Origin of the sequence: Cellvibrio chitinivorans (assembly GCF_035117775.1) — a bacterium.
In the GTDB taxonomy this organism is placed as follows: Bacteria; Pseudomonadota; Gammaproteobacteria; order Pseudomonadales; family Cellvibrionaceae; genus Cellvibrio; species Cellvibrio chitinivorans.
In genome coordinates this window covers 1,094,794-1,120,637 of the sequence record NZ_JAYKKN010000001.1, presented here as the reverse complement: position 1 = coordinate 1,120,637, position 25,844 = coordinate 1,094,794, and the positions used below count along the sequence as shown (strand labels likewise).

The 25,844-nt window shown below is 53.2% G+C and carries 22 protein-coding genes; 9 read left to right on the top strand and 13 right to left on the bottom strand.

The genetic code is table 11. From position 1 onward, the window contains the following. The first annotated feature begins 152 nt into the window (after positions 1-152). Positions 153-422 carry a phosphopantetheine-binding protein gene (locus tag SPL68_RS04715; protein WP_323813917.1) on the top strand — a complete coding sequence of 90 codons (270 nt, stop codon included), beginning with the start codon at positions 153-155 and terminating at the stop codon, positions 420-422. Positions 423-437: 15 nt separating this feature from the next. After that, positions 438-1,832, top strand: coding sequence for an AMP-binding protein (locus tag SPL68_RS04710; protein ID WP_323813916.1), 1,395 nt, complete (start codon positions 438-440; stop codon positions 1,830-1,832). A gap of 51 nt (positions 1,833-1,883) precedes the next feature. On the opposite strand, the gene SPL68_RS04705 is transcribed toward SPL68_RS04710, so the two are convergent. The 3 genes from SPL68_RS04705 to SPL68_RS04695 are packed head-to-tail and all read right to left on the bottom strand — an operon-like array spanning position 1,884 to position 5,554. Further along, a complete protein-coding gene (locus SPL68_RS04705) occupies positions 1,884-3,503 on the bottom strand; it encodes an NAD(P)/FAD-dependent oxidoreductase (RefSeq protein WP_323813915.1) in 1,620 nt (539 codons plus the stop codon). A 27-nt stretch (positions 3,504-3,530) separates the two neighbouring features. Then, entirely contained in the window at positions 3,531-4,352 is an 822-nt protein-coding gene (locus SPL68_RS04700) for a beta-ketoacyl synthase chain length factor (protein WP_323813914.1), read from the bottom strand. Beyond that, positions 4,349-5,554, bottom strand: a complete 1,206-nt coding sequence (locus SPL68_RS04695; protein WP_323813913.1) for a beta-ketoacyl-ACP synthase — start codon at positions 5,552-5,554, stop codon at positions 4,349-4,351. Before SPL68_RS04695 ends, SPL68_RS04700 begins: the two co-directional genes overlap by 4 nt. 213 nt (positions 5,555-5,767) lie before the next feature. Between SPL68_RS04695 and SPL68_RS04690 the strand changes: the two genes are divergently transcribed. Beyond that, positions 5,768-6,430 carry a DUF3313 family protein gene (locus SPL68_RS04690; RefSeq protein WP_323813912.1) on the top strand — a complete coding sequence of 221 codons (663 nt, stop codon included), beginning with the start codon at positions 5,768-5,770 and terminating at the stop codon, positions 6,428-6,430. Between the two features lie 95 nt (positions 6,431-6,525). On the opposite strand, the gene SPL68_RS04685 is transcribed toward SPL68_RS04690, so the two are convergent. Genes SPL68_RS04685 through SPL68_RS04660 form a run of 6 tightly spaced genes read right to left on the bottom strand, consistent with a single transcriptional unit; the run spans position 6,526 to position 12,778 of the window. Further along, positions 6,526-7,686 (bottom strand): DUF3570 domain-containing protein, encoded by a 1,161-nt coding sequence (locus SPL68_RS04685; protein ID WP_323813911.1) that lies wholly within the window; start codon positions 7,684-7,686, stop codon positions 6,526-6,528. After that, positions 7,673-7,897, bottom strand: a complete 225-nt coding sequence (locus tag SPL68_RS04680; protein WP_416377407.1) for a DUF4266 domain-containing protein — start codon at positions 7,895-7,897, stop codon at positions 7,673-7,675. The genes SPL68_RS04685 and SPL68_RS04680 overlap by 14 nt, the downstream gene beginning before the upstream one ends. After that, complete coding sequence (locus SPL68_RS04675; protein ID WP_323813910.1) at positions 7,894-8,397, bottom strand: TlpA family protein disulfide reductase; 504 nt, start codon at positions 8,395-8,397, stop codon at positions 7,894-7,896. Before SPL68_RS04675 ends, SPL68_RS04680 begins: the two co-directional genes overlap by 4 nt. Positions 8,398-8,429: 32 nt before the next feature. Further along, positions 8,430-9,089: an outer membrane beta-barrel domain-containing protein gene (locus tag SPL68_RS04670; protein ID WP_323813909.1), complete on the bottom strand. Its 660-nt coding sequence runs from the start codon at positions 9,087-9,089 to the stop codon at positions 8,430-8,432. Continuing rightward, positions 9,059-9,850: an SH3 domain-containing protein gene (locus SPL68_RS04665; protein ID WP_323813908.1), complete on the bottom strand. Its 792-nt coding sequence runs from the start codon at positions 9,848-9,850 to the stop codon at positions 9,059-9,061. The genes SPL68_RS04670 and SPL68_RS04665 overlap by 31 nt, the downstream gene beginning before the upstream one ends. Positions 9,851-9,883: 33 nt before the next feature. Then, positions 9,884-12,778 (bottom strand): HzsA-related protein, encoded by a 2,895-nt coding sequence (locus SPL68_RS04660; protein ID WP_323813907.1) that lies wholly within the window; start codon positions 12,776-12,778, stop codon positions 9,884-9,886. A 699-nt stretch (positions 12,779-13,477) separates the two neighbouring features. Between SPL68_RS04660 and SPL68_RS04655 the strand changes: the two genes are divergently transcribed. From SPL68_RS04655 to SPL68_RS04640, 4 genes are all read left to right on the top strand, one after another. Continuing rightward, entirely contained in the window at positions 13,478-14,647 is a 1,170-nt protein-coding gene (locus SPL68_RS04655) for a hypothetical protein (protein ID WP_416377406.1), read from the top strand. Between the two features lie 10 nt (positions 14,648-14,657). Beyond that, positions 14,658-17,267 carry a LamG domain-containing protein gene (locus tag SPL68_RS04650; protein WP_323813906.1) on the top strand — a complete coding sequence of 870 codons (2,610 nt, stop codon included), beginning with the start codon at positions 14,658-14,660 and terminating at the stop codon, positions 17,265-17,267. Between the two features lie 15 nt (positions 17,268-17,282). Further along, positions 17,283-18,875 carry a hypothetical protein gene (locus SPL68_RS04645; RefSeq protein ID WP_323813905.1) on the top strand — a complete coding sequence of 531 codons (1,593 nt, stop codon included), beginning with the start codon at positions 17,283-17,285 and terminating at the stop codon, positions 18,873-18,875. 121 nt (positions 18,876-18,996) lie between these two features. Further along, a complete protein-coding gene (locus tag SPL68_RS04640) occupies positions 18,997-19,926 on the top strand; it encodes a DMT family transporter (protein WP_323813904.1) in 930 nt (309 codons plus the stop codon). Between the two features lie 8 nt (positions 19,927-19,934). Here SPL68_RS04640 and SPL68_RS04635 read toward each other — a convergent pair whose 3' ends face one another. The 4 genes from SPL68_RS04635 to SPL68_RS04620 form a co-directional block, all read right to left on the bottom strand. After that, positions 19,935-20,294: a DUF1304 domain-containing protein gene (locus tag SPL68_RS04635; protein WP_323813903.1), complete on the bottom strand. Its 360-nt coding sequence runs from the start codon at positions 20,292-20,294 to the stop codon at positions 19,935-19,937. A gap of 31 nt (positions 20,295-20,325) precedes the next feature. Beyond that, positions 20,326-20,745: a hypothetical protein gene (locus tag SPL68_RS04630; RefSeq protein WP_323813902.1), complete on the bottom strand. Its 420-nt coding sequence runs from the start codon at positions 20,743-20,745 to the stop codon at positions 20,326-20,328. Positions 20,746-20,908: 163 nt separating this feature from the next. Further along, entirely contained in the window at positions 20,909-21,661 is a 753-nt protein-coding gene (locus SPL68_RS04625; protein WP_323813901.1) for an SDR family oxidoreductase, read from the bottom strand. Positions 21,662-21,723: 62 nt separating this feature from the next. Further along, entirely contained in the window at positions 21,724-22,236 is a 513-nt protein-coding gene (locus SPL68_RS04620; protein ID WP_323813900.1) for a hypothetical protein, read from the bottom strand. 139 nt (positions 22,237-22,375) lie between these two features. On the opposite strand from SPL68_RS04620, the gene SPL68_RS04615 reads away from it, so the two are divergent. Both SPL68_RS04615 and SPL68_RS04610 read left to right on the top strand, forming a co-directional pair. Further along, on the top strand, positions 22,376-23,131 hold the full coding sequence (locus SPL68_RS04615) for a polysaccharide lyase (RefSeq protein WP_323813899.1): 756 nt from the start codon (positions 22,376-22,378) through the stop codon (positions 23,129-23,131). A 62-nt stretch (positions 23,132-23,193) separates the two neighbouring features. Next, positions 23,194-25,590 carry a tetratricopeptide repeat protein gene (locus SPL68_RS04610; protein ID WP_323813898.1) on the top strand — a complete coding sequence of 799 codons (2,397 nt, stop codon included), beginning with the start codon at positions 23,194-23,196 and terminating at the stop codon, positions 25,588-25,590. The last annotated feature ends 254 nt before the right edge of the window (positions 25,591-25,844 follow it).

The following is a 25,844-nucleotide window of genomic DNA, read 5'->3' as shown; positions in this document are numbered from 1 at the left end:
CCAAAAATTCCCGTCAAAAATACTCTTGATGAGCGTATAGGAAAAGCACAAACAACCGGACAAGCCCTTGGTTAGCGGATGATTTTGAGGGGCAAAACCGCTAAACTGCGCGGCCTTTTACGATAAATGACGACAATAACACCGAGGTATCTATGTCTGCGCAAACTGCTGCCCAATTGGAAATGGCCGAATTACTGGTAGAGGCACTAAATCTGGAAGATATCGCAGCCAATGAGATAGCGCCGGACGAATCCTTATTTGGCGATGGATTGGGGCTGGACTCAATCGACGCATTGGAGATCGCACTGGCTATTTCGCAAAAATACGGCGTGCAAATGCAAGCGGAAGATGAAAACACCCGCAAGGCATTCGCCACCCTCGCCTCTTTGACCGATTTTGTCCAAACGCACAAAACCAAGTAACAACTGCCCGCGCACATGAGCAGTAATAGCGCCGCAAATCCAGCTTTTTTGCCGCTGCTGGAACGCCAGCCAAACGATAGCTTTGCCCATATTGGCACCCGTTTACCCGCACTTGGCGGGCAAACCGGGGCAGTCAGCGTCAGCGAGTTTATCGGCCAAGTGATGCGTTTGGCCGAGCAATTACCAGCCGCTGGCTTTGCCATCAACCTGTGCGATAACCGCTATCTGTTTACCCTTGGTTTTTGTGCAGCGCTGGTGCGCGGCCAGACTAATCTGCTGCCGCAAAATCGCGCTCCGGCGACCCAAGCATTGCTGCGCGAGCAGCATCCCGATTGTTATGTGCTACACGATGGTCTGGATGCGCCGCTCGACAACTGCCCCCAGTTCAATTTGAATCTGAACGACTTGCGCGACACGGCTTGTAGCGACACTTGCAACGAAATTCCGCAGATTCCTGCCGAGCAGCTTTCTGCCATCGCCTTTACCTCCGGCTCTACCGGCGTGCCCAAAGCCAACCTCAAGCCCTGGCACACCTTTGTAATCAGCAGCCGTATGAATGCGCGGGAAATGCTGGGCGATAACTACCAAGAGCAGCAGCTCAATACCCTCGCCACAGTTCCCGCGCAACATATGTGGGGCTTGGAAACTTCCATGCTGCTGCCGCTGTTTAGCCGTTTATGTATTAGCGATGCGCGCCCGCTCTTCCCGCAGGATGTCGCGCACGCGCTGCAACAATTGCCGGAGCCGCGCCTGCTAATCAGCACACCCGTTCATCTGCGTGCGCTGGTGCAAAGCGGCGTAGCTATGCCGCCGGTGAAACAATTGCTCTGCGCCACGGCGCCGCTATCCGATGCGCTCGCGCAATCGGCTGAAAGCTGCTTTAACGGAGAGCTGGTGGAAGTTTATGGCTGCAGCGAAGTCGGCTCTATGGCGCGCCGCCGCACAGCACAAAGCGATACTTGGCGCTTATTTGAAGGCTTGGAATTTGCGCAGGATTTTTCAATCATTCGCGGCGATCATCTGCCGCAGGAGCAGCCGGTACAGGATCGCATTGAAACGCAGGACGGGCGTGAATTTCGCCTGCTCGGCCGTGGCGACGACATGATTGAAATCGCCGGCAAACGCGGCTCACTGCAAGAAATGAATAAGTTATTGCTCGCGACGCCGGGCGTGATTGATGGTGTAGTGTTTATGCCGGAAGATGGCGCTCAGGCGATCACTCGCCCGGCTGCGCTGGTGGTCAGCACCTCGGCGACCAAACAAGATGTCAGCGCCCGTTTTGCCGCGCACCTGGATCCGGTATTTATGCCGCGCCCACTGCTGATGGTAGATGCCCTGCCGCGCGAAGATAACGGCAAGTTACCGCGCGCAAAATTGCTGGCGTTTTACCAACAGCTGCGCGCGAAATAAGACAAGCCGCCTAAAACCTTAAGACGCCAAAAGCTTTAATCGCCCAAGACCTTAAGGCGCCAACACCTTTAATCGATAATCCCCTAGCAATTCCCGCTCCGCAGGGCTGATTTCCAGCTCAGGATTTTCCCCCAACATATCGCCAACTGCCGCGGCTATCTGCTCAACCAGATTCATATTGCGCGCCAGCTCTTCCGCCAAGGGCAATTGCGGTTCATCCATCAATACCTTGTTGAAAAATTGCAGGCAGGGAATCTTATATTGATCCATAAACTGGCCGCGATTGGGCAGCTGCAAGCGCTGTGCGGCGCGCGCGCGGAACAATGCCTGCACCGATTGATTTAACTGTTGGGCTTTTTGCAGCTCGCCCGCAAGTGGACGAATCCGCTCAAAATCGCAGAGCGCATCGCGGAAATAAAGTAGTGAGAGCACGCCCCAGTAATAACTGTAATCCCACAGCAGTTTTAAACCCATCATCACCCTATCGCCAAAACCGCCGTACTGATCTACGTAAAGTGAGAGGGTATTTTGGTAGATGGAACGCAGCAGTTTTTCGTAGACGAGCGCTTGTACGCGAATGTCCTGCCCGCGCCGCTCGGCGGTAATCAGCGAGCAAATAAAGCCGTTGGCGAAGGCGATAAAATCGCTGCCGGGCGAATAGAAAGGATCGGCAAATAACCCCGCCTCACCGGCGATTGCCCAGCGCTGGTCGCTGAACAATTGTTTGCAGTCGTAGGAGTAATCGCGCAACACCACAAAGTCGAGGAAATTGGCATCGCCTATGGCGCGCGCGAGACGGCTTTGGTGTTGCGCCAACCACGCCAGCACCGAGTCTTTATCGGCAATCTCACTTGCGCTAAACGCGGTATCGTCCATCACTATGCCAATACTGGTCACACCCGAGGCGAGCGGAATTATCCACACCCAGTAGCCGGGGCCAGTGAGGTGATTAGTGCTCAGCCAGCGGCGCCCTTCGGGCATACAGCGCGCTTGCCACTCGGCACTCTCGCACCAGTCATCAAGCGTAATTTTGCGGTCGATACGAAACCAAACTGCGTTAGCTTTGTGTTCGTTTTTTGCCGCCAACTTAAGATGATTTTTGAGTAGGCTGGCGCGCCCGGCGGTATCCACCAGCCAGCTGCCGCGCAATATTTGCTCGCCTGTTTCGGTGCGAACCCTCAGTTCTTTATTGCGTTCTGTGTCGCTTGCCGCAGCGGTATTCAGGCGCAAAATATCAGCGCTATCGATCAGGCGAACACCCAGAGCCTGCACTTCGGTCGCCAGCTGGTTTTCGATATCGCCGCGATCAATTTGATAAGTGGGAATACCAAAGGTCTGGCTCGCGCCCAGTTCATCCTGCTGGGAAAAGTCATCGGCCGGCTCGCCAAAGAAGATGCGAATGCCGAACTTTTTCAGATGCTTTTCTTTGAGATGCTCCATCAACCCCAAATGATGCGAGAGGTAGTGGGAGCCGATTTCAACAGTCGATTCGCCCACCTTGGCGATGGCGCGCGGGCGTGGAAAGCCCTGCTTTTCCACCACCACTATGGCGAGCTCGGGATTGACCTCTTTGAGCTGCTTGGCGAGTCCCAACCCCGCCAAACCGCCACCAGCGATAATCACATCCCAATCGCTAACTTGCTTTGCATCAACCTGAGTTTCTGCTGCCACTGCCATCACTCCCGGACCTTTCATGGCTTAAAAACTCAAACTCAGATTCAGCTGACGGCGCGGACTCAACGCAAATACCGCCTGCCCTGCCTGCTGGGTCGCCAACTGCTGCAGTAATCCAAGCAATTTGGCAGCGGGATTATCACGATAGAGTTGATCCAATTGCGCATGGGAAAATGCGGGCACTGTCGCCTCTGCGCCAGACTCTTCAGCCATCGTCAAACGCGCTAAGGGTGCTGCGGCTGAGCCTGCTGGCACTAACAGAATTGCCGCCGCAAAACCCTGCTCGCAGGCAAAAATCTGACGATAAGCATCGTGCGCGGGGGTATCAAATAGCGTGACCAACACTGGCTCTTGGTGCTGATCGCACTGAATCATCGCCTCCAACAACGCCAAGCCAGCGGTGTTTTGGTAGGCGGCAATGGAGTTGGCGGCTTTCATGCAGCCGGAGCTAATCGTCCAGTAGCCAGCGGCAGCATTGTGCACCGAGTTGTGAAACTTGGTGGGCGACAACTGCTTTTCGGGCGTGGTGAGCACGCGGCACATATAGTCGGTGATTTCGGTATCGCCCAGCCCCGAGCCAAACACGCAAGCGACATCGCTCGATGCCAAGCCAGATTGCTGCAGCGCCTGCCAGCTGACTTCTACTGCGGCACGCACCGGTAGCGGCGCACGGCGGCGCTCATTGGCGGGAATAATTTCCGGCTTGGGCGTTTGCGCGACCCAATCCAGTTCTGCACCTGCAGGATTAGCGAGCAGTGCTTGTAACTCAGCCCAATTATTAAAGCCCGGCCCCCAAGCGCCCAGACCTACTACATCCACAGCCAAATTCGATTTATTCAAACTCATGCTGGCACCTCCGCGCGGCTAAAAATCAGGCAGGCGTTGTTGCCACCAAAACCGAAAGAATTGCTCATTACATGGGTTAAGTTAGCGCGCTGATTGGCGGCGCTCATAGAGATAGCAATTTCCGGATCTACCTCGGCCAAATTCAAAGTGCCGGGCACTACACCCGTGACCAGTGCCTCCAGCGCAAAAATGGATTCAAGAATCCCAGCCGCACCCAGCGTATGCCCCGTCCAACCTTTGGTGGAGCTGGCGAGGGTCGATGCGGGGAACATAGCGCCGACCAAATTGCCTTCGATATGGTCGTTGGCGCGGCTGGCAGTGCCGTGCAGATTGATATAGTCGATTTGATCAGGCGTTAAGCCCGCTTGCGAGAGCGCCTGCTCAATCGCCAAGCGCGCACCTGCACCTTCGGGGTGAGGATGAGACATATGGTGCGCATCGGAGCTTTCGCCGTAGCCACTCACCTGAATGCCCGAGTGAGCAACGCCCGCATCGCCGCGCACCAGCAGCGCAAAACCGGCGGCCTCACCCAAATTGATACCGTCGCGCGCGCCATCAAAGGGGCGGCATTGGCTTTCCGACACCAGCTGCAATGAGTGGAAACCGTAGAGCACGCTCTGGCAGAGAGTATCGGCACCGCCGACCAGCACTGCATCCACTATACCCGCGCGCAGCCAGCGGCTGGCTGTGGCAAAGACCTTGGCCGATGACGAACAGGCGGTGTTGACCGTCATATTAGGGCCGTCGAGGCCGAGCAACTCGGCGACAAACAAGCCCGGCGCATGGGGGTTAAGCACCAGCTCCTGCACAAATTCAGGTGCCAACTGCCCTTGATCATCGAGGTGGCGATAAGCCTCCTCAGAGCGATCAATACTCGATGTACTGGAACCCATCACCACGCCGATACGCGCCGAGCCAAAACGCTCAATCAACTGCTGCAAAGGCGCGCGCAGCGAACTCTGCTCCAAGCCCAGCGCAATCAAGGCGTTGTTGCGGCTCTGCCAGTGCGCCAGGTCAGGGGCAAACACATAGCTATCAATCGCTGGCACCCGGCCAATCCAGGTAGGTAAATCGCAGCCGGGGAAATCATTGGCGCGCAGGCCGGAACGCTGACTCATCAGCGCAGCGCGAATTTCACCCATGCCCGCCCCAGCGGCACAGGTAGCGTCGTAATCGACAATAAAAATAGGTTCAGAAGCCACAACACACTCTCTTTTTCGCAGGAGTTGAAAATAAAGCGCTAGCCAGCGCCACAAAATGGGTTGGGATTATAGAGTTGGAGGCGCAAAAGATCACCAACCCGCTATCGGGCGGGTAATTCACATTTGGCAATCGCTTGCTATAGTTAATCCGCACTGATAGTTAATCTGCATTGATTTTTACCCGATCAATCCGCAAAGATAAAGGAGACGAATATGAAACGCGCGCTTACTCTGGGTTTACTGGTGATGTCGATGGCGGCATTCACACAGGCATCCGACAAAAAACTGGAAAAAGCCATTGCCGCAGAAGCGGAACCGCTGGGATTTACTCAAGTCAAAAACCGCTTTTTGGATAGAGTTTATTTCAACCCCAATATCAACCTGAAAGAATACCAACAGCTGCAATTTACGGATTTGGATGTCAGCAAAATCGAAGTGCGCCAACCGCCCGAGTCATACACCCGATTTAATGAGCCTTGGGTGCTGAATGATAAAGACCGCGCCTATCTGCAAAAAAAATACCTTGAACAATTTAATAAAGAGCTAATCGACAGTGGCGATTTCAAAGCCGCTGGCGGTGCAGGCAAAACCTTGTTGATTAAATCGACCCTGCTCGAGATTGCGCCCTCCGCCGTAAAAGACGATATTCAAAGCCGCAACATGGAAAAGATTTACACCGAAGGCGCGGGCACCATGAATATCCGCATGGAAATTTATGATGCTCAAACCAATGCCCTGATTGGCTTGGTGGGCGACCAATCAGATTTAGGCAATCGCTGGCAGGAAAACAACCGCCCTAATAATCAGCGCGAAGTTTCACTCGCATTTTCACGCTGGGCAACATCACTGGGTCATGCGCTAAACGGCAAAAGATAAGCGCTCGCACTCTTAGTTTGGCCGAAAATCAAACACAATAAAAAATGCCTGAACGCGCAAACGTTCAGGCATTTTTTATTGTGTTTGATTTTTCGTTAAAACCAGAACGACAGATAAAAACGAATCACATCGGCTTTTAAACTGTAGAGCGGTTCAGTGCCAGCCGCATACTCTTCCGGCGATACACTCGCATCGCGGAAGTCGTCGTAGTCGATATCAAACATATCCCAGTAAAGATTCACCGTACTTTTCTCAAACCAAGGCACTACGCCTGCGGGAATTTTATAAGTCGCGCCCAAACCCAATACATTGGATGAAAATGGACTCAGCTCTTTATCGCGCGCCAAATAATTTTGTGCATCGCGATAGGGAAATAAATCCGCATAAAAATCGGCACCCGTTTGTTTATACATCCGGTATTTCACTTCAAACAACCACTGGTCGCGGTAAGGGTGCAAATAGCGCAACTCAAAGTTGTCCGCATCGATTCCCCAGCTATCAGAAAACTGGCGCGCATCAAACCGAATAGACGCACGATAGGGCAAATAATAAATTGCACGCAAGCCAATCGCATCGCTATTGCGAGTATGCGGATAAAGTTCTGCCTGATAAGAGTAGCCGCCTGTGCCCGTTAAAAAGCGCACCGAGCGATAAGGATTATTTAAACAGCTTTCATCTTGTGCGATATCCAAACACTGATCGCTGGAGCTGTCGTAGCTGAGCGATGCCAATAAATTTTTGGTCACAATTTGCGATGCATTAATGCTGTATTTGCGGCGCTGCAAATCGCGCTTATAAGTTGGGTCAGTATTTTGCCCAACCACATCTTCACCAAAACTGACACCAAAGCCGAGGGTGGTTAAATCGCCAAAAAAACTTTGGTCGATACCAAAGCTGTAGGTTGTTGCATCGTAATCATTTTCTTTACTGCTGACGTAGCCCAGCGAGATCGTTGAGCGATCAATCAGGTACTGACCACTCAACCCAGTTTCATTGCGTTTTTCCGAATACTTACTGCCCTGAGTCACCACATCAATCGATGCGCTGCTCACCATATCCACATAGTAATTCGCCGCAACCGATACCGAAGCGCCGACATTTTTACGCACCAGAATTGAAGGGCCGTTAATGTCTGCACCGCCGCCATCGTAGCCGTGATAAAGAATATCCACACGTTCATCGGGCAATACCGCGGCCTGCGTTGAACCCACGAAGAACGCCAGCAGCAAAATCGCCAAACGATTAATTACAGCCACAGCCACCTCCCGATGCACCATCGCCACCGCGCGCAGCTTCACGCGCGTCAAATACGTGATGCAAATAAGAACTGGCGATAGGATCGCGATCAAAACTCATGACTTCATCGGCGATATTGGCGCGCTCGTAAGGTTTCACCCAAGGCTTAACCGGACTGCAAGCGGCAATGCAAAATAGCAACGCCAACAATGAAAGACGGCGCAGCATCATTCTTTAATCAGCTCGCGGATTTGATCGCGGTATTTGTTTTCATCGCCTGCTTTGTAACCGCGATTGACGTAGCGAATCTCGCCTTTTTTATCGATCATCACAGTGGTGGGCATAGCATCGACGTTATACAAACTGCTCGCTTTGCTTTCGGTATCCCACAAAATCGGGAAGGTTACGCCCAATTCTTTGATGAGTTTTTTCGCATCGGTATTATCTTCTTCTACGTTCACGCCGTAGAGCACAAAACCGGCAGCGCTGTAGCGTTTGGACATTTCATCCAGCAGCGGCATTTCTTTGCGGCAAGGGCCGCACCAGGATGCCCAGAAATTCAACATCACCACCTGCCCGCGCAATTCAGCCAAACGCACATTGTCGCCAGCACTGCTAGGCAAGGTGAAATCCGGTGCCGAATCGGCATTTGCGCTTAACGTAAATAAACTGCCAGCCAGCGCCAGACCTAAGACCAATATTTTGTTGTGCCATTTTTTATGCAGTGACATATCAGTTACTCCAATACTTTTCAGAATCTATTTTAGAAAAAGAACGAAACACCAAGGCGCGATTCCAGATTAGTCACCTGTTTGCTCTCGCCAAATAATTCATGTTCAAAACTGTGGCCGCGCATACTCAAGTCTACCGCCACCCAGTCGGTGGCATAAAAGCGCAGGCCTGCGCCGAGCATCACGGTAAAATAATCTTTCGCGGCAAAATCGGTATTACCCGCGCCCGCTAAAAAATAAAAATCGTTGTTAAAGGTCAGCTTGTCGGAAAAGAAAATTTGGCCGTGAAACAGGTTGTAACCCAGCGCCAAGTTGTAATACGCCAGGTCGCGTTCATCGCCGGTGAGCAGTTCAACGCCACCGCTCAATAATTCATAGCTGGTTTTTTCTGTTTCACTCACACCGTAGTTGGCTTCAACAAAAAAATCTTCGGTGATGTGATAGGTAAATGAAACGCCGACCAAACTGTTAGTGCCAAAATCTTCTACACTGAGCATGCCGAAAAAGATGCCCGCCTGAAAATTTTCGCTGTCCAAGTCCGCTTCTTTTACGCTGCGGCGCTCAATATCCGGGGTGATAATTTGCCCCAACTCATCGTCGCCATCGTCATCTTGCGCGCAAGCGCCGCTGCCAATTCCGATCAGACCGAAAAATAATCCGATCAGAAAAAGACGTTGAAACCTAATTTCCATTCGTTAACCTCTTCATTGGTATTGCGGCTGGTCATCACATAATGGTTGACGTATTCCATACGCAAAAATAAACGGCCAGTGAGATGCACATAAGCACCCAAGCCTGCTTGTAATAAATCGTCTTCGCGGTCTTCGGTTTGCACCAGTGTTGAACTGGGAAAAGTTTTGATGGTGCCGCTGCCGACACTAAAAAAGGGCGATGCGCGCCACTCGGGAAAAGGTTGGAATAACACGGCCGCCGCCATAATTTGGCTGTCGGAAAACTGGCCGGTATTTTCCGCGTAGCGAAATTCTGCCGACAGATTTTTAGTGAAGCGATAACCGAGATTCATACTCATGCTGTCAGCACCGGCGAAATCGCCGTAGGCTGCGCCCAACTCAAAACGATCAACCAAATAATCCGCTTGAGTGTTATCGGGAAATTCCGGTTTGCTGCCATCGAGTGCAAGAGTGAGTTGCATATCGCTGCGCTGTACCCAGCCTTCCAAGCCACGGCGGGTTTTGATTTTGATCCAGTCGGTGCGGCTTTTTAACAGGGTGATAACTTCATCGCGCTCAACCACATGGAAAATTGGATAGCCGCGCCCGGGGCCGGAATAGACGTTGATAAACGCATCGTTGACGCTGACTTGTTGCAGCGGCTGTTCAGCAAACCAATCGCTGCCAAACCAATCAGCTTGCGCTGCTGATAAAGGCATCAGCAGCAATGCAAACGCAAGGCAGTTCAAACAGCGACGCAGGTTTTGAAAGTTGGCAATCATGCCTTGATCTCGATTTTTGTAGTCATTGTTATATTAATTCGGAATCGCCATTTCAAAGGGATTGGTGTAGTAACGCCCTTCGGTGTCCAGCCATTCGGAGAGCAGTTTTAATTCGGCGTCGTTCAAGAATCCCACATGCGTCGCGTCCTCGCCACCCGCAGCCGTAAATTTATTAAAGAAACTACCGCTGGCTCGGGCGCCACCGCGGCTCATCGCTGGAGCTATGAATGGCGTTTCAACTTGACGAGGAACAGGGTTGCCAGTGACAGGATCTAACTCAAGCTCGCCTGTTTCTTCATTCACTATTTCAAACTGACAATCTTCCAGATCTTCACAAAAAGGGATGTTTTCTTCATTGAGTACAACCTCGCATTGAGGAATGTATTCATCTGGATAGAGATCTTCATATTCACAGGTAGGAATGAGCATAGATGCCATTCCGTTGTACCAAAAAGCCAATCTCTGATTGCCGTTAAGTAGCTGCAGATACGAGCGCATTTGGGTGTTTGCATTCTCCTTGATACGCGTCAGCTCTAGCTGTGCTTTAGGAACCTGCATATTGCCATCAGCATCCGCTGGCGAGTGACAACCGGCGCAGGTATTCGCGGTACCCGGCAGCGCCAATTCAGGATCAGTCACCGTCATAGGTTCGCGTTCGCGCTCCCACAGTGGTTGGATATGATATTCGTAGTTGATGACAACGCGGCAGTTGGCATTCCAGCTAATCGCTTCGCGGCAGGAGGTTGGCGTCGGCGCGGCTATGGCATCGGGCGTGAGACTGGGGTCGAGATTGTTGTAGCGATAGGCAAAAGCTTCCGCGCGTGCTGTTTCGGGCGTTGTCCACTCATCGTTATAGATAAGATCCACACTCGGCTTGCGCAGATTGCGTTCCTGCCCCGGGCCGGCCATAGCAGCACACATAATCCCCTGTAGCGCATCGGTGGAACAGTAGGTTGTGCGCGCCGCAAATTCCGCCATTGTCTCACCCATTTCCGGTACCACTGGCGCACCTAAAGGATCGAACCTCAGGGTATTGGGGAAGCTGGCCGAGGTAGCGGCGCCGGTATTGACTGGCGCCGAAGCCAGCTCAGCGCGACCCAGTACGGCGACGCCATTGCTCTCACGCAATTCGCCCGGGCGCAGGTTGATCAGTTGGTTAATACGCTGGCCAATTCGCTGGCCATCGGCGTCCAAGACTTCAAGGCTAAAGGCCACATCCGATGGCACAGCGACCATCACCGAACCATCCGGCTCGACTGGGGCATAACCCAGAATCTCTTCGATGCTGCTATTGGCGTTAAATAGGTTGCCGTAGATATTGTCGTCCTGATCATCGAGCGTATCGTCATCGGGGCGGGAGACCGCTTTCAGTAAACGCACAAAGCGCGCGGGGCGTTGCTCGGCAGGAAGGGCAGCCATAGCGGCGATATCGGCCGCGCCGCTACCCATGGGATTAAACGCGCCATCCACATCGTAAACGCTGCGGATATGCAGCACACCGAGGTTTTGCGCGGCTAAGGTCGTATCAGTCGTCGGTGCGATATATGCCGGGGGCGCGGCCAGCGCTTCAAGCGCGACAGCTTCGCTAAAGACTTTGCCATCCTCCGCCAGCACTACCGGCAGCTGGGTTTGGTTGTTGATGTCGTAAATCCAAATGCCATAAAACGCTGGTGCTTCTTCATAGCCGTCAATGGGCGCGCCTTCGGCCAGCAAGTTGGCAAGGCAAGGCCGCAACCGCTGGTTTGCCGTTTCCAGCAAGCGGCATTGACTCCAGCTCACCAGCAGGCGATTGGTGCCATCGTACAGGGGCGATAGGGACGCAAAACGGCCAGAGAGCGAAACCACATCCGTAGCTATATCCACCGGTTTGATGGAGATAGATTCAATCTCACCTTCGGTCTCATCAGTACCGTCCACCACCACCATATCGCCGCCCAGTTGCAGACCGTTTTGCATGTAGATGGCGGCGATGCGACCATCGGCCATCACCTGCGGGCGAAACAGACGCGGTGCTTCGGTCATGGTTTCTGCCGGTTCTTCATTTAAGGTCTCAGCACCAAAGTAAAACTGCACATCGGTGCCATCGGGGTTAGAAGTATAAAAACTCAGGCGCGCATTCTGGCCGGTACCCTGCCAGCGCATAAACAGCAGGCGACCGTCAGGCATCACACTTGGCTGGATATCGTGACTTTGGTTGTAGCTGAGCTGCTGGATGTCGGTGCCATCGTCTTTGACCGTATGCAGCAGAAAGCTGGTGATGTCATCGTCCTGTTCGGTTACCGCGCCAAACTGGGGTTTGCCTTCGTCGAGCAGGATTTCTTTGCTGCGCTTTTGGCGATTGGAGGTAAACAGGATGCGCCCGTCGGGCAGGTAGTGAGGACTGACATCATCGCCCTTTTCCGCCTCAAATTCGGAGGTGATTACGCGGTGCAGCAGCTTGCTTTCAAGCTGGTACTCCCAAATGTTCCAGGTCGGTTGATCTTCGTCATCTTCATCCATATCCGGGTCGAGCGGTGCGCGCATGGCAAATACCAAACGGCTGCCATCGGGGCTGACGGAGACATCTTTTACATCGTAATTGGGCGCTTCCGGCGTGTAATTCGGGTACTTGGCCAAGTCAGTTTCGTACTCGGCGCGGGTGATGTTGATCACCGCTGCCTGCGCGGTGGCGCGCGCTTTTAGGTAGAGCTCGCCGCCGGGGGTAAAGCTATCGGGCATGAATACATCCGGGTAGAGCGGCTCGCCATCTTCATCCACCGGAATCGGGCGCTGCACATAGGCAACGGGAATATCCACCACTACCGGGTCTGGCTCCTGACCGCCGTTGCTACCGCCATCACCCCCACCGCCGCCACAGGCCGTTAAGGCGGCGATGACAGACGCCAGCAGCGAAAAGGATAAACACGAGGGTAACAAGGTTTGCTTCATAGCCAGTGGCCTAAGATCCCGAAATAATCGATAGAGTTTTATTGTTGTACGGCGACATTGCGGCAACAGTGTGGTGACAGTGCGGCGATAAGAAACATGACGCTTAAACAATCTCCTGAAGGGCATTGATATTCAAAACCCGCGCCAAGGAGGCGAGCGAAATAAAGACTAGCCAAGGGTGGGCAATTCAGCCGATTTGGGCAAAATTCGTGTGAACCCCATCGCGAAATTCCATTCTTGTCGGTATTTCCCCCAAGCTGGATTCGCTGTCATCACCACCATCCTCCCAAGCAGTTACTGACCCATCAGGTACCAATCTGACATTTTGCGACACCCGCAAGCGTAATCAGAGGCGTCAAAAAAGACGTCAAATACAACATCAAGCAAGACATTAGCTGCACTTTCAGGATTTTAGCGGCCATTTGGAGAACTGTTTCTAATTCCTGACACAGCGTTGATTGGCGCATAAAAACCAGCCGTTTTAGGCACAGTCACTGCATAGAGCCTATCTGACATAGAGATAACAGAAAAACCGCCGCCGATTACGCTGTACCTAACACAAGCCACCCACCACTGTGGCTTAGGTTGTAGATCCATCTGGCTCGCGTACAAACTCCAGGAGCAACTGTGATTAACTCACCCCACCACTTGGCCCATTGGGTCAGCCGAGTATTGCGGCCTTTACCCATGATTGGGCTAATGGCACTGACACTCGCGGCTGGCAATAGCTACGCCGGTTCGCGCGAACAGGCGCTGCAAATTCACAATCGCATCGCCGGTGTACCGCCCAGCGCGACAGTGCTAGCGCAGATGACCGCTGAAATCGACGCCAATGATGTCGCCGGCGCCGTGGCCATCGCTATGGAAAACGAGGCGTTTTACAGCGTCACCCTGAAGAATTTGGCGACGCCCTGGACCAACCGCGATCGCACTGTCTTTGCGCCACTGAATGATTACACCGCTACGGTGATCGGTTTGGTAAGGGATGGCGGCGACTTCCGCACTCTGCTCTACGGCGACAAGCTCTACACCAGTAACGCCCCCGGACTGCCTGCCTATTCCATCAGCAGCAACGCTCACTACGAGGCGATTGAAGCTCAGGGCATCAGCCTCAAAAACACCTTGGTCGCGCGCGACCAAACCAGCTTGAACGGCATCCCCTCCGAGGCGACCTCCGGCGTTGTCACCAGCCGTGCCGCCGCCAAGGCCTTTTTTATCGCCGGCACCAACCGCGCCATGTTCCGCTTCACCCTGCTCAATCATTTATGCCGCGATTTGGAGCAGGTGCACGACACCTCACTCACGCCGGATTTTGTGCGCCAGGATGTGAGCCGCAGCCCCGGTGGCGATAGCCGCGTCTACCTGAATAACTGCGTGGGCTGCCACAACGGCATGGACCCTATGGCCAAAGCCTATGCCTATTACGATTACGAATTTGATGTAAACGGCGATCCGGATGGCGTGAGTGGCGCCATTCACTACAACAGCGAAGGTGTGATCGACCCGGACACCAATTCGCGCGTCGAGAAGAAATACCGCATCAACGCCAATACCTTTAAATACGGCTATGTCACCACTAATGACGACTGGCAAAACTACTGGCGTGTAGGCATGAACAAGCATTTGGGCTGGGATACCAGCCTGCCCGGCAAGGGTACTGGCGCCAAAACCATGAATATGGAGCTGGCACACAGCCGCGCATTTGCCAGCTGCCAAGTAGAGAAGGTGTTCCAGAATGTGTGCTTGCGCAAACCGGCTAATACCGCCGACCACGCACAGGTTGACCTGATCACCAACAATTTCGCCAGTGCTGGCTACAACCTGAAGCAAGTGTTTATCGACACTGCCGACTACTGCAAAGGTGAATAAGGTGATGAACATGAATATTCAAACAGCCTTGCAGTGGCACAAATCCACCATTGTTGCGCTCGCTCTCATCGCTGGATTGCTCAGCGGCTGCGGCGGCTCGGGTAGTGGCAGTGAAGTCACCACTAACCCACCTCCGCCACCAGCAACAGGTGGCGGCGATTTTGCGTATCGCGGCCAAAAACCCGCCTCAACTTCCGATATCACCAAATTCCAGACCGAGCTGTGGATCAACATCGCCCGCGAAGACCGCTGCGGCGGCTGTCACCAGACCCAAGCACCCGTCTTTGCACGCGGCGATGACATCAACCTCGCCTATGCCGCAGTAATCGATAACGGCTTGGTGTCCCTGTCTGACCCAGCCGCATCGCGCTTGGTGACCAAAGTCGCGGGCGGGCATAACTGTTGGACCAGCGACCCGGTTGCCTGTGGCGACATCATGACCGGCTGGATTAACCGCTGGGCTGGCCCGCGCGAAACCAACGCTAACGATGTAACGCTCAAAGCGCCGGAAGATAAAGAGATCGCCAACAGCAAAGCCTTCCCCATCGACAGCAGCGACTTTGCCGCCACTGTTTATCCACTGCTGACGCAATACTGCGCGGGCTGCCACTCTGAATCGGCCGCAACGCGCCAGCAGCCTTATTTGGCGAGCAGCGAAGTGGCGACTGCTTATCAAGCAGCCAAGAGCAAAATCCGTTTGGATAACCCAGCGCAGTCGCGTTTGGTGCAACGTTTGCGCGCCGACTCACACAACTGCTGGGGCGATTGCGCCGCCAACGCCAATGAAATGCAGGCCGCGATTGTCGCTTTTGCCAACGGACTGGATGCGGTGGAAGTTGACCCTGAGTTGGTGGTGAGTAAAGCCGTGGGCTTGGGCGATGCTTTTGTGCTCAGCAGCGGCGGTCGTATCGATACCGACATCATCGCCAAGTACGAATTTAAAACCGGCAAAGACACCATCGCCTTTGACACCTCGGGCATTGAACCCGCCGCCGATTTGAACCTAATCGGCAATGTCACCTGGAGCAGCGCTTGGGGCATCAAGTTTGCCGACACTGGCCGCGCGCAAGCGACAGTCAGCGGCAGCCGCAAACTCTACGACCTGCTGCGCGGCTCGGGCGAATACACCATCGAAACCTGGGTGATTCCCGATAACGTTGACCAAGGTGCTAACGATGAAAATCCGGCGCGCATCGTCAGCTATTCCGGCAGCACCAACGAGCGCAACTTCACCCTCGGCCAGTACGACTACAACTATGTCGCACTCAGCCGCAGCGACAAGAGCGACGCCAACGGATTGGAGGTGCTAGCCACCAATGCCAACGACGAGCGCGCGCAGGCATCACTGCAGCATGTGGTGGTCACCTTTGACCCGGTGCGCGGCCGCCGCATTTACGTCAACGGCGAGTTTACTGGCGATACCGACCCACTCGCGGGCGCGGTGATGAAAGACTGGGATAACGGCTATGCGCTGGTAGTGGGCAACGAGGTTTCCGGCAATCGTCCCTGGACTGGCAGCCTGCGTTTCCTCGCCGTGCACAAACGCGCCATGAGCGAAGGCGACATCCTCACCAACTTTGAAGTGGGTGTAGGCGCGCGCTATTTGCTGCTGTTTAACGTGTCTGACCTGATCGACCAACCGGCCTGTTTTACCACCACAGCCGATGGCACCAGCAGCAATTGTTTTATCGTGTTTGAAGTGCAGCAGATCGATGATTACGGCTACCAGTTTGCAGCGCCCTTCTTCACCGTTTTGGGCGGCGGCGAGTTGGATAGCCCAGTCGCGCTTAAAGGCATTCGCATCGGCGTCAATGGCACCGAAGCCATCGCCGGCCAAGTATTTGCCAACCTGGATACCCAACTCGATAGCGCTGCGGTAGTGGAAGGCCGCCAAGCCTTGTCGCCACTGGGCACAGTAGTCGAAGCCAAAAGTGGGCCGGAAGACGATGTGTTCTTCCTCACCTTCGATCAAATCGGTGCCAACACCTACACCCGTGTAATAGCCGAAGTACCTGCACCGGCGGCGCCAGCGGATATTCCCGATCAGCCACACCAAGGCTTGCGCGACTTTGGTGAAATCAACGCTAGCTTGGCGCAGATGACGGGGGTCATAAGCCCTGTAGCCAACGCAGACTGCTCTCCTCTTGAAGCATATAAATACCCTCAATGTACCTACGAGAAAGTGAAACAACAGCTGCCAACGCTCACCAATCTGGATGGCTTCCTCGCCGCCCAGCAAATGGGGATCACTCAGCTGACCGTGGCCTACTGTAATGCCTTGGTGGGCAGCAGTGCTGCCGCAAATTCCGCGCGCGCCGCCTTCTTCCCCGGCTTTGATTTCAGCGCCGCCGCCAATATCGCCTTTAACAGCGATACCAAACGCAGCCAGATCATCGAGCCGCTGCTTGCGCGTCTGCACGCCAATGAAGTGGCCGACGGCAGCAATCCGCACAGCAAACTCGACAATCAAGCTGATCCGGCGGAATTGCGTCTGGAGCTGAACCAGTTGATCGACAACATGACCAGTTGTGGCAGCGGCTGCGCCGCCGACCGCACCCTGACCACTGTTAAAGCCACCTGCGCCGCCACCCTTGGCAGCGCGGTGATGCTGTTGCAATAACCGGAGTAAATGAACATGGCCAAGTACAAAGCACCTTTACATCCGGACGCTCCACTTTATTTGCGCGATCACCGCCGCCCCATGACCCGCCGCGAGATGATCGCCCAAGGTTTCAAACTCGGCACCGGCACTCTGGTCGGCGGCTCGCTCATGAGCATCCTCACAAACCCCGCTTACGGCGCAGAAGTCACACTATCGGACGATATAGCCGCCGTGCGCGATGCCTGTGGCATTGCCGCCCAAGGCGCTGGCAAGATTCCGTTTATATGTTTCGATTTGGCAGGCGGCGCCAACTTTGCTGGCTCCAACGTATTGGTCGGCCAGCGCGGCGGCCAGCGCGATTTCTTGAGTGCAGCGGGTTACAGCAAACAGGGCTTACCGGCCGATATGGCGCCCAGCGCATCTACCGCTGCCACATTGATCGACGAAAGCCTCGGCCTGTTATTCCACGCCGATTCGCAGGTGCTCGCAGGCATCAAATCCAAAGTGCAGACCACCACCGCCGCCAATATCAATGGCGCCGTGATCGCGGCGCGCTCGGAAAACGATACCGGCAACAACCCGCACAACCCCATGTACGGTATCTACAAAGCGGGCGCGGCGGGTTCGCTGGTGGATCTGATCGGCTCGCGCAACAGCGACTCGGGCGGCAACTCAATGGCACCCGCCTCCCTTATCAACCTCGAAGTGCGCCCTACCAAAGTGGACAACCCCAACGACGTAACCGGCTTGGTGGATGTGGGCGATCTGGTGGATTTGATGAGTCAGGAAGACATTGTGAAAACAATGGAGTCCATCTATCGCATTAGTGATGCCAAGCTCAATGCCATGGCCAGCCTAGGCACCAGCCGCGATGAGGATATTAAAAAACTACTGCGCTGCGGTTATGTAAAGAGTGCGGACTTGGCCGCGCGCTTCGGCAACCCGGCGGATATTGACCCGATTGCTGACTCAGATATTGTCGGCGCCAACGGCATCTTCTCGTTCGATGAATTCGACCGCGACGGCGAGCTGCGCAAAACCGCCTCGGTGATGAAGCTGGTCGTTAACGGTTATGCGGGCGCTGGCACCATCACTATGGGCGGCTACGACTATCACACTGGCGACCGCTCCACCGGCGAAATGCGCGACGAACGCGCTGGCCGCTGCATTGGCGCCTGCCTCGAATACGCCGCGCGCAAAAACATGCCGCTGATGATCTACGTATTCAGCGACGGCTCGGTATTCAGTAACGGCATGATCGACGATTCAGAAGCCGGGCGCGGCAAAGGCGTCTGGACTGGCGATGACCAACAAACCGCCTGCTCCTTCTTCCTCGTCTACAACCCCGGCGGCCGCCCGCAACTGATGGGCGCCAACGCCGACGAGCAAGCACGTCATCAACAAATCGGCTATATGCGTCCAAGCGGCGACGTAGAAACCGCCGGCAGCCCCGCCGCCAACAACGTCAACTTGTTAGTGGAAACTCTCGTACTCAATTACATGGCGCTGCATGGCCAACAAAACCAATTCGGCACTTTATTCAAAGGCCACGGCCTCGGTTCCGCCACCATGATGGACAGACTCACCGCCTTCCAGCCCATTGTAAACGGCACGATTGGCAGCTAATCCCGCCCAAAGTTGTTCTCCAATGAAGTGTGCTTGAGCCGATCTTTGTATCGGCTTTTTTTATGCTTCGCGTTAGAATCGCCGCCCTGCCTTATCCATCGCCCCACCCGGTTTTATATTCATGACCCACTCCTGCAGTCCCTTTACCCGTCGCCATGTTCTTTTTGCCTGTGCCGTCCTATGCACCTTGCTCTGGGGAAGCTCCTACCCGGCGATTAAAAGCGGCTACTCACTACTGGGCATAGCGCGCGACAATATTCCCGCGCAAATGCTATTTGCCGGTTATCGATTTTTGCTCGCCGGAATTTTCTTATTGCTGTTCGCAAAACTGACGGGAAAATCACTCGCTATTGGCAGTGCAAAACACTGGCGACAAGTGGCCACGTTGGGCTTGGCGCAAACCACAGTGCAGTACGTATTTTTTTATATCGGCCTCGCCTACGCGACGGGTGTAAAAGCATCCATCCTCAATGCGACCGGAACTTTTTTCAGCGTATTACTCGCACATTTTATTTATCACAATGACCGATTGAGTCATCGAAAAGCGCTTGGCTGTTTGGTGGGGTTTTTCGGTGTGATGATTGTTAACTTCAACAAAAACCTGCTGGATTTTGATGTGTCGCTGCAAGGCGAAGGTTTTGTGGTAATCGCAGCCTTCACACTCGCAGCGGCATCGATTTACGGCAAACGTATTTCGCAGCACATGGATGTATTAATCATGACCGCATGGCAACTCACCATTGGCGGATTTGCATTAATACTGTTGGGCTGGGCAACCGGCGGAACCCTGAGCAACTTTGATTGGCAATCAACACTGCTGCTGATTTATCTCGCGCTGTTGTCATCCGCCGCATTTGCACTTTGGGGAACGCTGCTGAAATACAACCCCGTTGGCATGGTTACCATTTTCAATTTTCTGGTGCCGGTTTTCGGAGTGGCCTTATCGGCCATCTTCCTCGGCGAAACCATTATGGAATGGAAATATCTCATCGCCCTACTGCTAGTTTGCGGCGGAATATTTTTGGTAACCCGCTCTCAGAATAATCGCTAACCAGGCGTTTATATTCCCAACCACAACAACACAATAGCAATCACCGCCGGCAGCGTTTGGATATACAGAATTTTCCTCGCTGGCGTAAGCGCACCAAATACACCCGCAACAGCAATACAGATCAAGAAAAACAATTTAATCCCAAACGCTTCTGCACCCAACCACAAACCCCATAGCAGGCCTGCAGCTAAAAACCCGTTATAAAGCCCTTGGTTAGCTGCCAATACCCGCGTTGCTGCTGCCTTCTCAGGCGTATTGCGAAATGCGCGTAACCCCGCTGGCTTTTCCCACAAAAACATTTCCAGCACCAATATATAAATGTGCAGCAACGCAATCAGAAAAATTAACCACTCATTCAAAGTCGACATTGGTTCCCTCTACTGAATAAATAGTTTTATTTTACTGCGGCCAAATTGGCTGCTCAGTGGCTTCATCGTATTCAGGAAACACCACCAAATTAAATACTTCGCCATCAAAGACCCACGCCATTATCTGTAACTCATCGGCGTAGTAACTTTTGCCATCCTGCTTAAAATCTTCATCCAAACGAAATTCAGGGAAAATGCTTTCCAGTTCAGATTCACTAATTCCGATAATAGGTTTTGCATCCAATAATGCCGAACCGGCCATTACCGTAATCGAACTCAAACGAAAATTATCTTCCGCCTGAAACGACAACTCCAACCCATTATCAAATTCCCAAATCTCTTCGTCTGCCGTTTTATCTTTGCCCGCAGGAATACCCAACTTAACCTGCACCTCGCCTTGAGTCATACCCAAGCGAATATTATCGACCCCTGTTTTTGGAATGATTTTCATATAAACCTCGTTAATAGTGGGAGCCTTAAAATTGTCAGTCAGCTAAGCATAGTAGTAAGAATGCTTTAGACGAAATAAATCAGGGTGGAAATACAAAAACTGCCGGGAGAGAATGAAAAAGCAATCAAAACTAACTGCTTTGGGTATCACGCTAAGGAACTAACTACAACCCACCAGTAGTATCAATAAAACTCCCAGTGACAAATGACGAATTATCGGAAGCTAGCCAAAAAATAGCTTCAGCAACTTCTTTTGCTTCACCGCCTCTTTGCAATGGAATTTTTGTTTTTAATCGATCAACACGATTCGACTCACCGCCGGAGGCATGCATATCGGTGTAGATAAGACCGGGACGCACTGCATTTACGCGAATGCCTTCTGCGGCAACCTCCAACGCCAAGCCTCGGGTTAGCGTATCCACTGCGCCTTTGGAAGCAGCATAGTCAACGTATTCATTTGGCGATCCGGTTTTCGCTGCGGCAGAAGATACATTCACGATAGTTCCGCCCATGCCGCCATGTTTTGTCGACATTCGCTTCACCGCTTCTTTGCTGCACAAAAAACAACTCATCACATTTGTACGCAAAATTTTCGCAAAACGCTCGGCTGAAATATCTTCCATCCGACTTTGTTGCTTGAGGATGGCTGCGTTATTCACCAATACGGAAATGCCCCCTAACTCTGCATCGACAGTTTCAAATAGCCGGATTACATCGCTCTCAATACTCACATCCGCTTTAACTAGAATACAGCTTCCACCACGCTGGATTATTTCCTGCTTTACAGATTCAGCAGAGGTATCATTTGAAACATAATTAATACAGACAGCGTAGCCGTTTTCAGCAAACAGCTTTGCAGTTTCTGCACCTATCCCCCGACTGGCGCCAGTGATGAGCGCAACTTTTTGAACCGCCATTTATTTTTCCTTTTATAGAAAATAGGCGATAACAATACTCTTAAATGCCCTCATCTGTCCCGTCACGCCTGCTTCACATCCTCATAATCGCCAACCACATCCCTAATGCGATCTTGCGCGATTTTGGTTTCGGATTCGGTTAGGGTTTCGACGATTAATACATGCTGGCCGTGGCCGATGGCGTCTTGAATTAAATCTGCGAAGGGTTTGGATTTTTTCGCTGCGCCTGCGGCGGCGCCTAAAAATCCACCCAAGCTTGCGCCCCACCCCAGCATTGCCAGTGGTGCTATGAGTGGGCTTGCGGCAAAGAGAGTGACATTGGCGGCGACAAACGCCATCTGCGCCACTGCGCCCACGCCCGTACCCACTGCCACGCCGATGGCGCCGTCTACCGCCATCTCTTTTAATACGCCGTTACTGTCTTCTTTAACTGGGTGAAATGACTCATCGCTCGCTTTGTTGAGCAAGTGAATTCGGTCAGGTGGAATATTGGCTGATAGGAGATGGCGCTGAACTTCGCGCGCCTGATCTTCATGTTCAAAAAATCCCGTTACATGGTGTAGATAGCTGTTCATTTTCTTTCCTCCTTAATACGGTCATCGACATAGCTGAGTAAAACATCAATACTGCCCCCGACTTTTACTCGCACTTACTTTTCCGACCCGGCATCGATTTAATAATTCAAACCAAATAATTCCAATAAAAGAGGTGTTTATGCGATTTACTACTCGTTTACCTTCATCCTGCATTGCGCTAATACTGCTCGGTTTTAATGCTCAAGCCAGCATTCTCTGGCAGGGCAATTTTGAGACGGGCGATATGTCGCAGTGGGATTCGCCCATCAATGTCGCGGGTTTATCCGTCGTCGATGGCTGCACTTTTGATGGCAAACATGCGGGCAAGGTACGTTTGACGGGCGATGAATCTTTTTTGTGGATGGGCAATAAATTTTTGAATCGCAGCGAGTTTCATCATCGCCGCGCAGCGGGAGAAACCTTTGAGGACAAGGATACGTTTTTTGCGTTCAGTTTTTATCTGCCGAAAAAATTAAGCGAACACAAACACGAATTGGGCTACTGGGAATCGGATAAAAGTTGGCAGCAAATGCTGCGTTTTAACATCACCGGTAGCGAGCTGAGTTTTCAGGAATCGGCCGCGAAGGATGTGTTGTGGAAATTGCCCGAAGGCGCAGCGCCGGGGCAGTGGCATCGCATTGCGCTGCATATTCACTGGTCGACCGATGCCAAGCTCGGCTCTGCGGAAGTCTGGGTGAATGGCAAACACATGGGCAAAAACCATTTTAAAAATCTGCCTGCCAAAGACGCGCTTATGTTTACCCAAATCGGCATTTTGCGCACTCAGGAAGATAGCACCGAAGAAATCCTGATCGATGGCGCCATGGAAACCGACAACCTCACCGAGCTGCTGGAGCGCAACCGACATTTAGTTGGGAAAACCTGCCAGATGTAATGTAAATGATCTAAGCTTGGCGTTGCTTATTAGAATTTAAAGGATAGAGGGAGCCACACCCAATGGGTAAAAAGCAAAGGCGCGGCGAGAAGCATCAGCCACAAAACACAGCGCCAGCAACCGTGAAAGATGCAACAACTCAGGATCAATCAGCACGCAAAAAAATCTGGCCAGTGATTGCCGGAGCCATTGCACTGGTAGCGATTGGCGCCAGCGCTTGGTATTTTTCCGCTAAGCCTGCGGCGACGGCGCCATCACCCGTTGCGGCGATAAGTTCATCCTCAACCGTCAGCAGCGCGCCTACTGCAGCGGCTTACACATCCAATTACTCATCGACTAACCTGCCGCCCAAAACTGATTACGTCGGTCAGCAACAGTGCGCGGCTTGCCACCCCAAGCAAGTTGAAGACTGGAAAAAATCCCACCATGCGCAGGCTATGGCGCTGGCGAATGATCAAACCGTATTGGGCGATTTCAATCAGGCCAGTTTCAGTTACGAGCAAGTGAAGTCGCGCTTTTTTATGCGCGATGGCAAATACTTTGTGAATACCGATGGCCCCGATGGGCGCCTGCAGGATTTTGAAGTTCACTACACTTTTGGCGTCTACCCGCTGCAACAATATTTGCTCGCGCTGCCGGGTGGGCGCTATCAGGCGCTGAGTATCGCTTGGGATTCGCGCCCCAAAACTGAGGGAGGGCAGCGCTGGTTCCATTTGCACCCTGAGGATAAAGTCGATCACCGCGACCCGCTGCACTGGACCAAACACCAGTACAACTGGAACTTTATGTGCGCCGAGTGCCACTCCACCAAGTTGGAAAAAAACTACTCGCCCGCCACCCGCAGTTACGACACCACTTGGTCAGAGATCAACGTCGCTTGCGAAGCCTGCCACGGCCCCGCCGCCAACCATGTGCGCTGGGCGCAGCGCGGCACAGATTGGGAAACACTGGAACCCACCAAAGGCTTGAGCCATTTATTTGCGGATAACAATGCCATCTGGACCACCGACCCGGTCACCAGCACACCCAGCCGCTCGCAGCCACGCACTGGCCACAGCGAGCTGCAAGCCTGCGCCGCTTGTCACTCGCGCCGTTCGCAATTTTTTGAAGATGATCGCATCGGCCAACCATTAATGGATAACTTCTTACCCGCACTTTTGGATCGCGGTTTGTATCACCACGACGGCCAGATTCTGGAGGAGGATTTTGAATACGGCTCCTTCCTGCAAAGCAAAATGTTCCATGCCGGGGTGACCTGTAGCGACTGCCACAATCCGCACACACTGGAGCTGAAAGCCGAGGGCAATGCGGTCTGCACCCAGTGCCACGGCGCGGCGCAATTCAACACCCCCAAACACCATCACCATCCAGCCAATACACCCGGCGCCCAGTGCGTGAACTGCCATATGCCCGCCACGACTTATATGCAGGTAGATGCGCGGCGCGACCACAGTTTCCGCATCCCGCAACCGGCGCTGACGGCCGCGCTGGGTACACCCAATGCCTGCCAAAGCTGCCACCGCGATAAACCCGCCAAGTGGGCGGCGGATCAGGTACAAAACTGGTATGGCCACGCGCCCGAAGGCTTCCAGAAATTCGCCCAAACCTTTAGCGATGCCCAACAATTCGCCCCCGGCACCGACGCCAAACTGGTCGAATTGCTGCGCAACAAACAGCATCCGCCGATTGTGCGCGCCACCGCAGCACGCGCTATGGGCAGCTGGTTGAGCCAGCAAACCGTTGAGGATGTAGGCGCCGCTCTAGAAGATGAAGACCCGCTGGTGCGCATGGGCGCATTGGAGGCGATGCAAAATGCGCCGCTGCAAGCGCGTGCGCAATATGTATCGCCACTGCTGGATGATCCATCGCGTGTGATTCGCGCCCTCGCCGCTGCGCAATTGGCAGAGCTTCCGCGCCAAGCCGCCTTGCCGCCAGCGATCACCGCATCGCTGCAACGCGGCCTCGACGACTACATCAAAGCCCAGCAATTCAATGCCGATGATCCAGCCGCGCAGGTGAATATGGGCAATATCTACGCGCAGAGCAATCAGCCCGCTAAAGCCGAAGCGGCTTATCGCGAAGCCTTGGCGCTGAATAATCGCTGGACCTCGGCCTACGTCAATCTGGTTGATCTCTATCGCCAACAGAACCGCAACGATGATGCGGAAGCCCTGTTGAAAGATGCGCTCAAACTGGAGCCAGACAACGCCAGCCTGCACCACAGCCTCGGCTTGGTTCAGGTCAGACGCAAACAAATGGCGCAGGCTTTGGCACCACTAAAACGCGCCGCCCAGCTCGCGCCAGACAATGGCCGCTATGCTTATGTTTACGCTGTCGCCCTGCTCGACCAACAACAAGCCGCCGAGGCGTTAAAAGTGGTGAATACCGCGCTCATGCGCAACCCAAGCGACCCGGATTTGCGCGGCTTACAGCAGCAGTTAACTACGGGCAGCAATTAACTGCAGGGAACAATTAACCAAGGGCAACAATTAACTACAGAAACAGGTAATTTTTATCGATTTCTAATTCGGTTTCTGAATGAGAAAAAACAAAATGTCGCATCAATCACTAATTTTTAGATGATAAATGCGACATTTTTTCATTTAGAGCCATTAAAAAGTGGCGCATTAAAATCCCTGTAGTACCTTTAGAGTTCATCAGTTCCTGATGTAACGAAATAGCAATTTTTCACGACGAAAATATTTTGTAATTT

Excerpts from the sequence above, each read along its gene's own strand:
- SPL68_RS04610 (WP_323813898.1), top strand. The coding sequence starts at position 23,194 with ATGGGTAAAAAGCAAAGGCGCGGCGAGAAGCATCAGCCACAAAACACA.
- SPL68_RS04690 (WP_323813912.1), top strand. The coding sequence starts at position 5,768 with ATGAAACGCGCGCTTACTCTGGGTTTACTGGTGATGTCGATGGCGGCA.
- SPL68_RS04620 (WP_323813900.1), bottom strand. The coding sequence starts at position 22,236 with ATGAACAGCTATCTACACCATGTAACGGGATTTTTTGAACATGAAGAT.
- SPL68_RS04635 (WP_323813903.1), bottom strand. The coding sequence starts at position 20,294 with ATGTCGACTTTGAATGAGTGGTTAATTTTTCTGATTGCGTTGCTGCAC.
- SPL68_RS04655 (WP_416377406.1), top strand. The coding sequence starts at position 13,478 with ATGGCACTGACACTCGCGGCTGGCAATAGCTACGCCGGTTCGCGCGAA.
- SPL68_RS04660 (WP_323813907.1), bottom strand. The coding sequence starts at position 12,778 with ATGAAGCAAACCTTGTTACCCTCGTGTTTATCCTTTTCGCTGCTGGCG.
- SPL68_RS04675 (WP_323813910.1), bottom strand. The coding sequence starts at position 8,397 with ATGTCACTGCATAAAAAATGGCACAACAAAATATTGGTCTTAGGTCTG.
- SPL68_RS04665 (WP_323813908.1), bottom strand. The coding sequence starts at position 9,850 with ATGATTGCCAACTTTCAAAACCTGCGTCGCTGTTTGAACTGCCTTGCG.
- SPL68_RS04650 (WP_323813906.1), top strand. The coding sequence starts at position 14,658 with ATGAATATTCAAACAGCCTTGCAGTGGCACAAATCCACCATTGTTGCG.
- SPL68_RS04630 (WP_323813902.1), bottom strand. The coding sequence starts at position 20,745 with ATGAAAATCATTCCAAAAACAGGGGTCGATAATATTCGCTTGGGTATG.
- SPL68_RS04700 (WP_323813914.1), bottom strand. The coding sequence starts at position 4,352 with ATGAGTTTGAATAAATCGAATTTGGCTGTGGATGTAGTAGGTCTGGGC.
- SPL68_RS04680 (WP_416377407.1), bottom strand. The coding sequence starts at position 7,897 with ATGATGCTGCGCCGTCTTTCATTGTTGGCGTTGCTATTTTGCATTGCC.
- SPL68_RS04715 (WP_323813917.1), top strand. The coding sequence starts at position 153 with ATGTCTGCGCAAACTGCTGCCCAATTGGAAATGGCCGAATTACTGGTA.
- SPL68_RS04710 (WP_323813916.1), top strand. The coding sequence starts at position 438 with ATGAGCAGTAATAGCGCCGCAAATCCAGCTTTTTTGCCGCTGCTGGAA.
- SPL68_RS04640 (WP_323813904.1), top strand. The coding sequence starts at position 18,997 with ATGACCCACTCCTGCAGTCCCTTTACCCGTCGCCATGTTCTTTTTGCC.
- SPL68_RS04625 (WP_323813901.1), bottom strand. The coding sequence starts at position 21,661 with ATGGCGGTTCAAAAAGTTGCGCTCATCACTGGCGCCAGTCGGGGGATA.
- SPL68_RS04615 (WP_323813899.1), top strand. The coding sequence starts at position 22,376 with ATGCGATTTACTACTCGTTTACCTTCATCCTGCATTGCGCTAATACTG.
- SPL68_RS04670 (WP_323813909.1), bottom strand. The coding sequence starts at position 9,089 with ATGGAAATTAGGTTTCAACGTCTTTTTCTGATCGGATTATTTTTCGGT.
- SPL68_RS04645 (WP_323813905.1), top strand. The coding sequence starts at position 17,283 with ATGGCCAAGTACAAAGCACCTTTACATCCGGACGCTCCACTTTATTTG.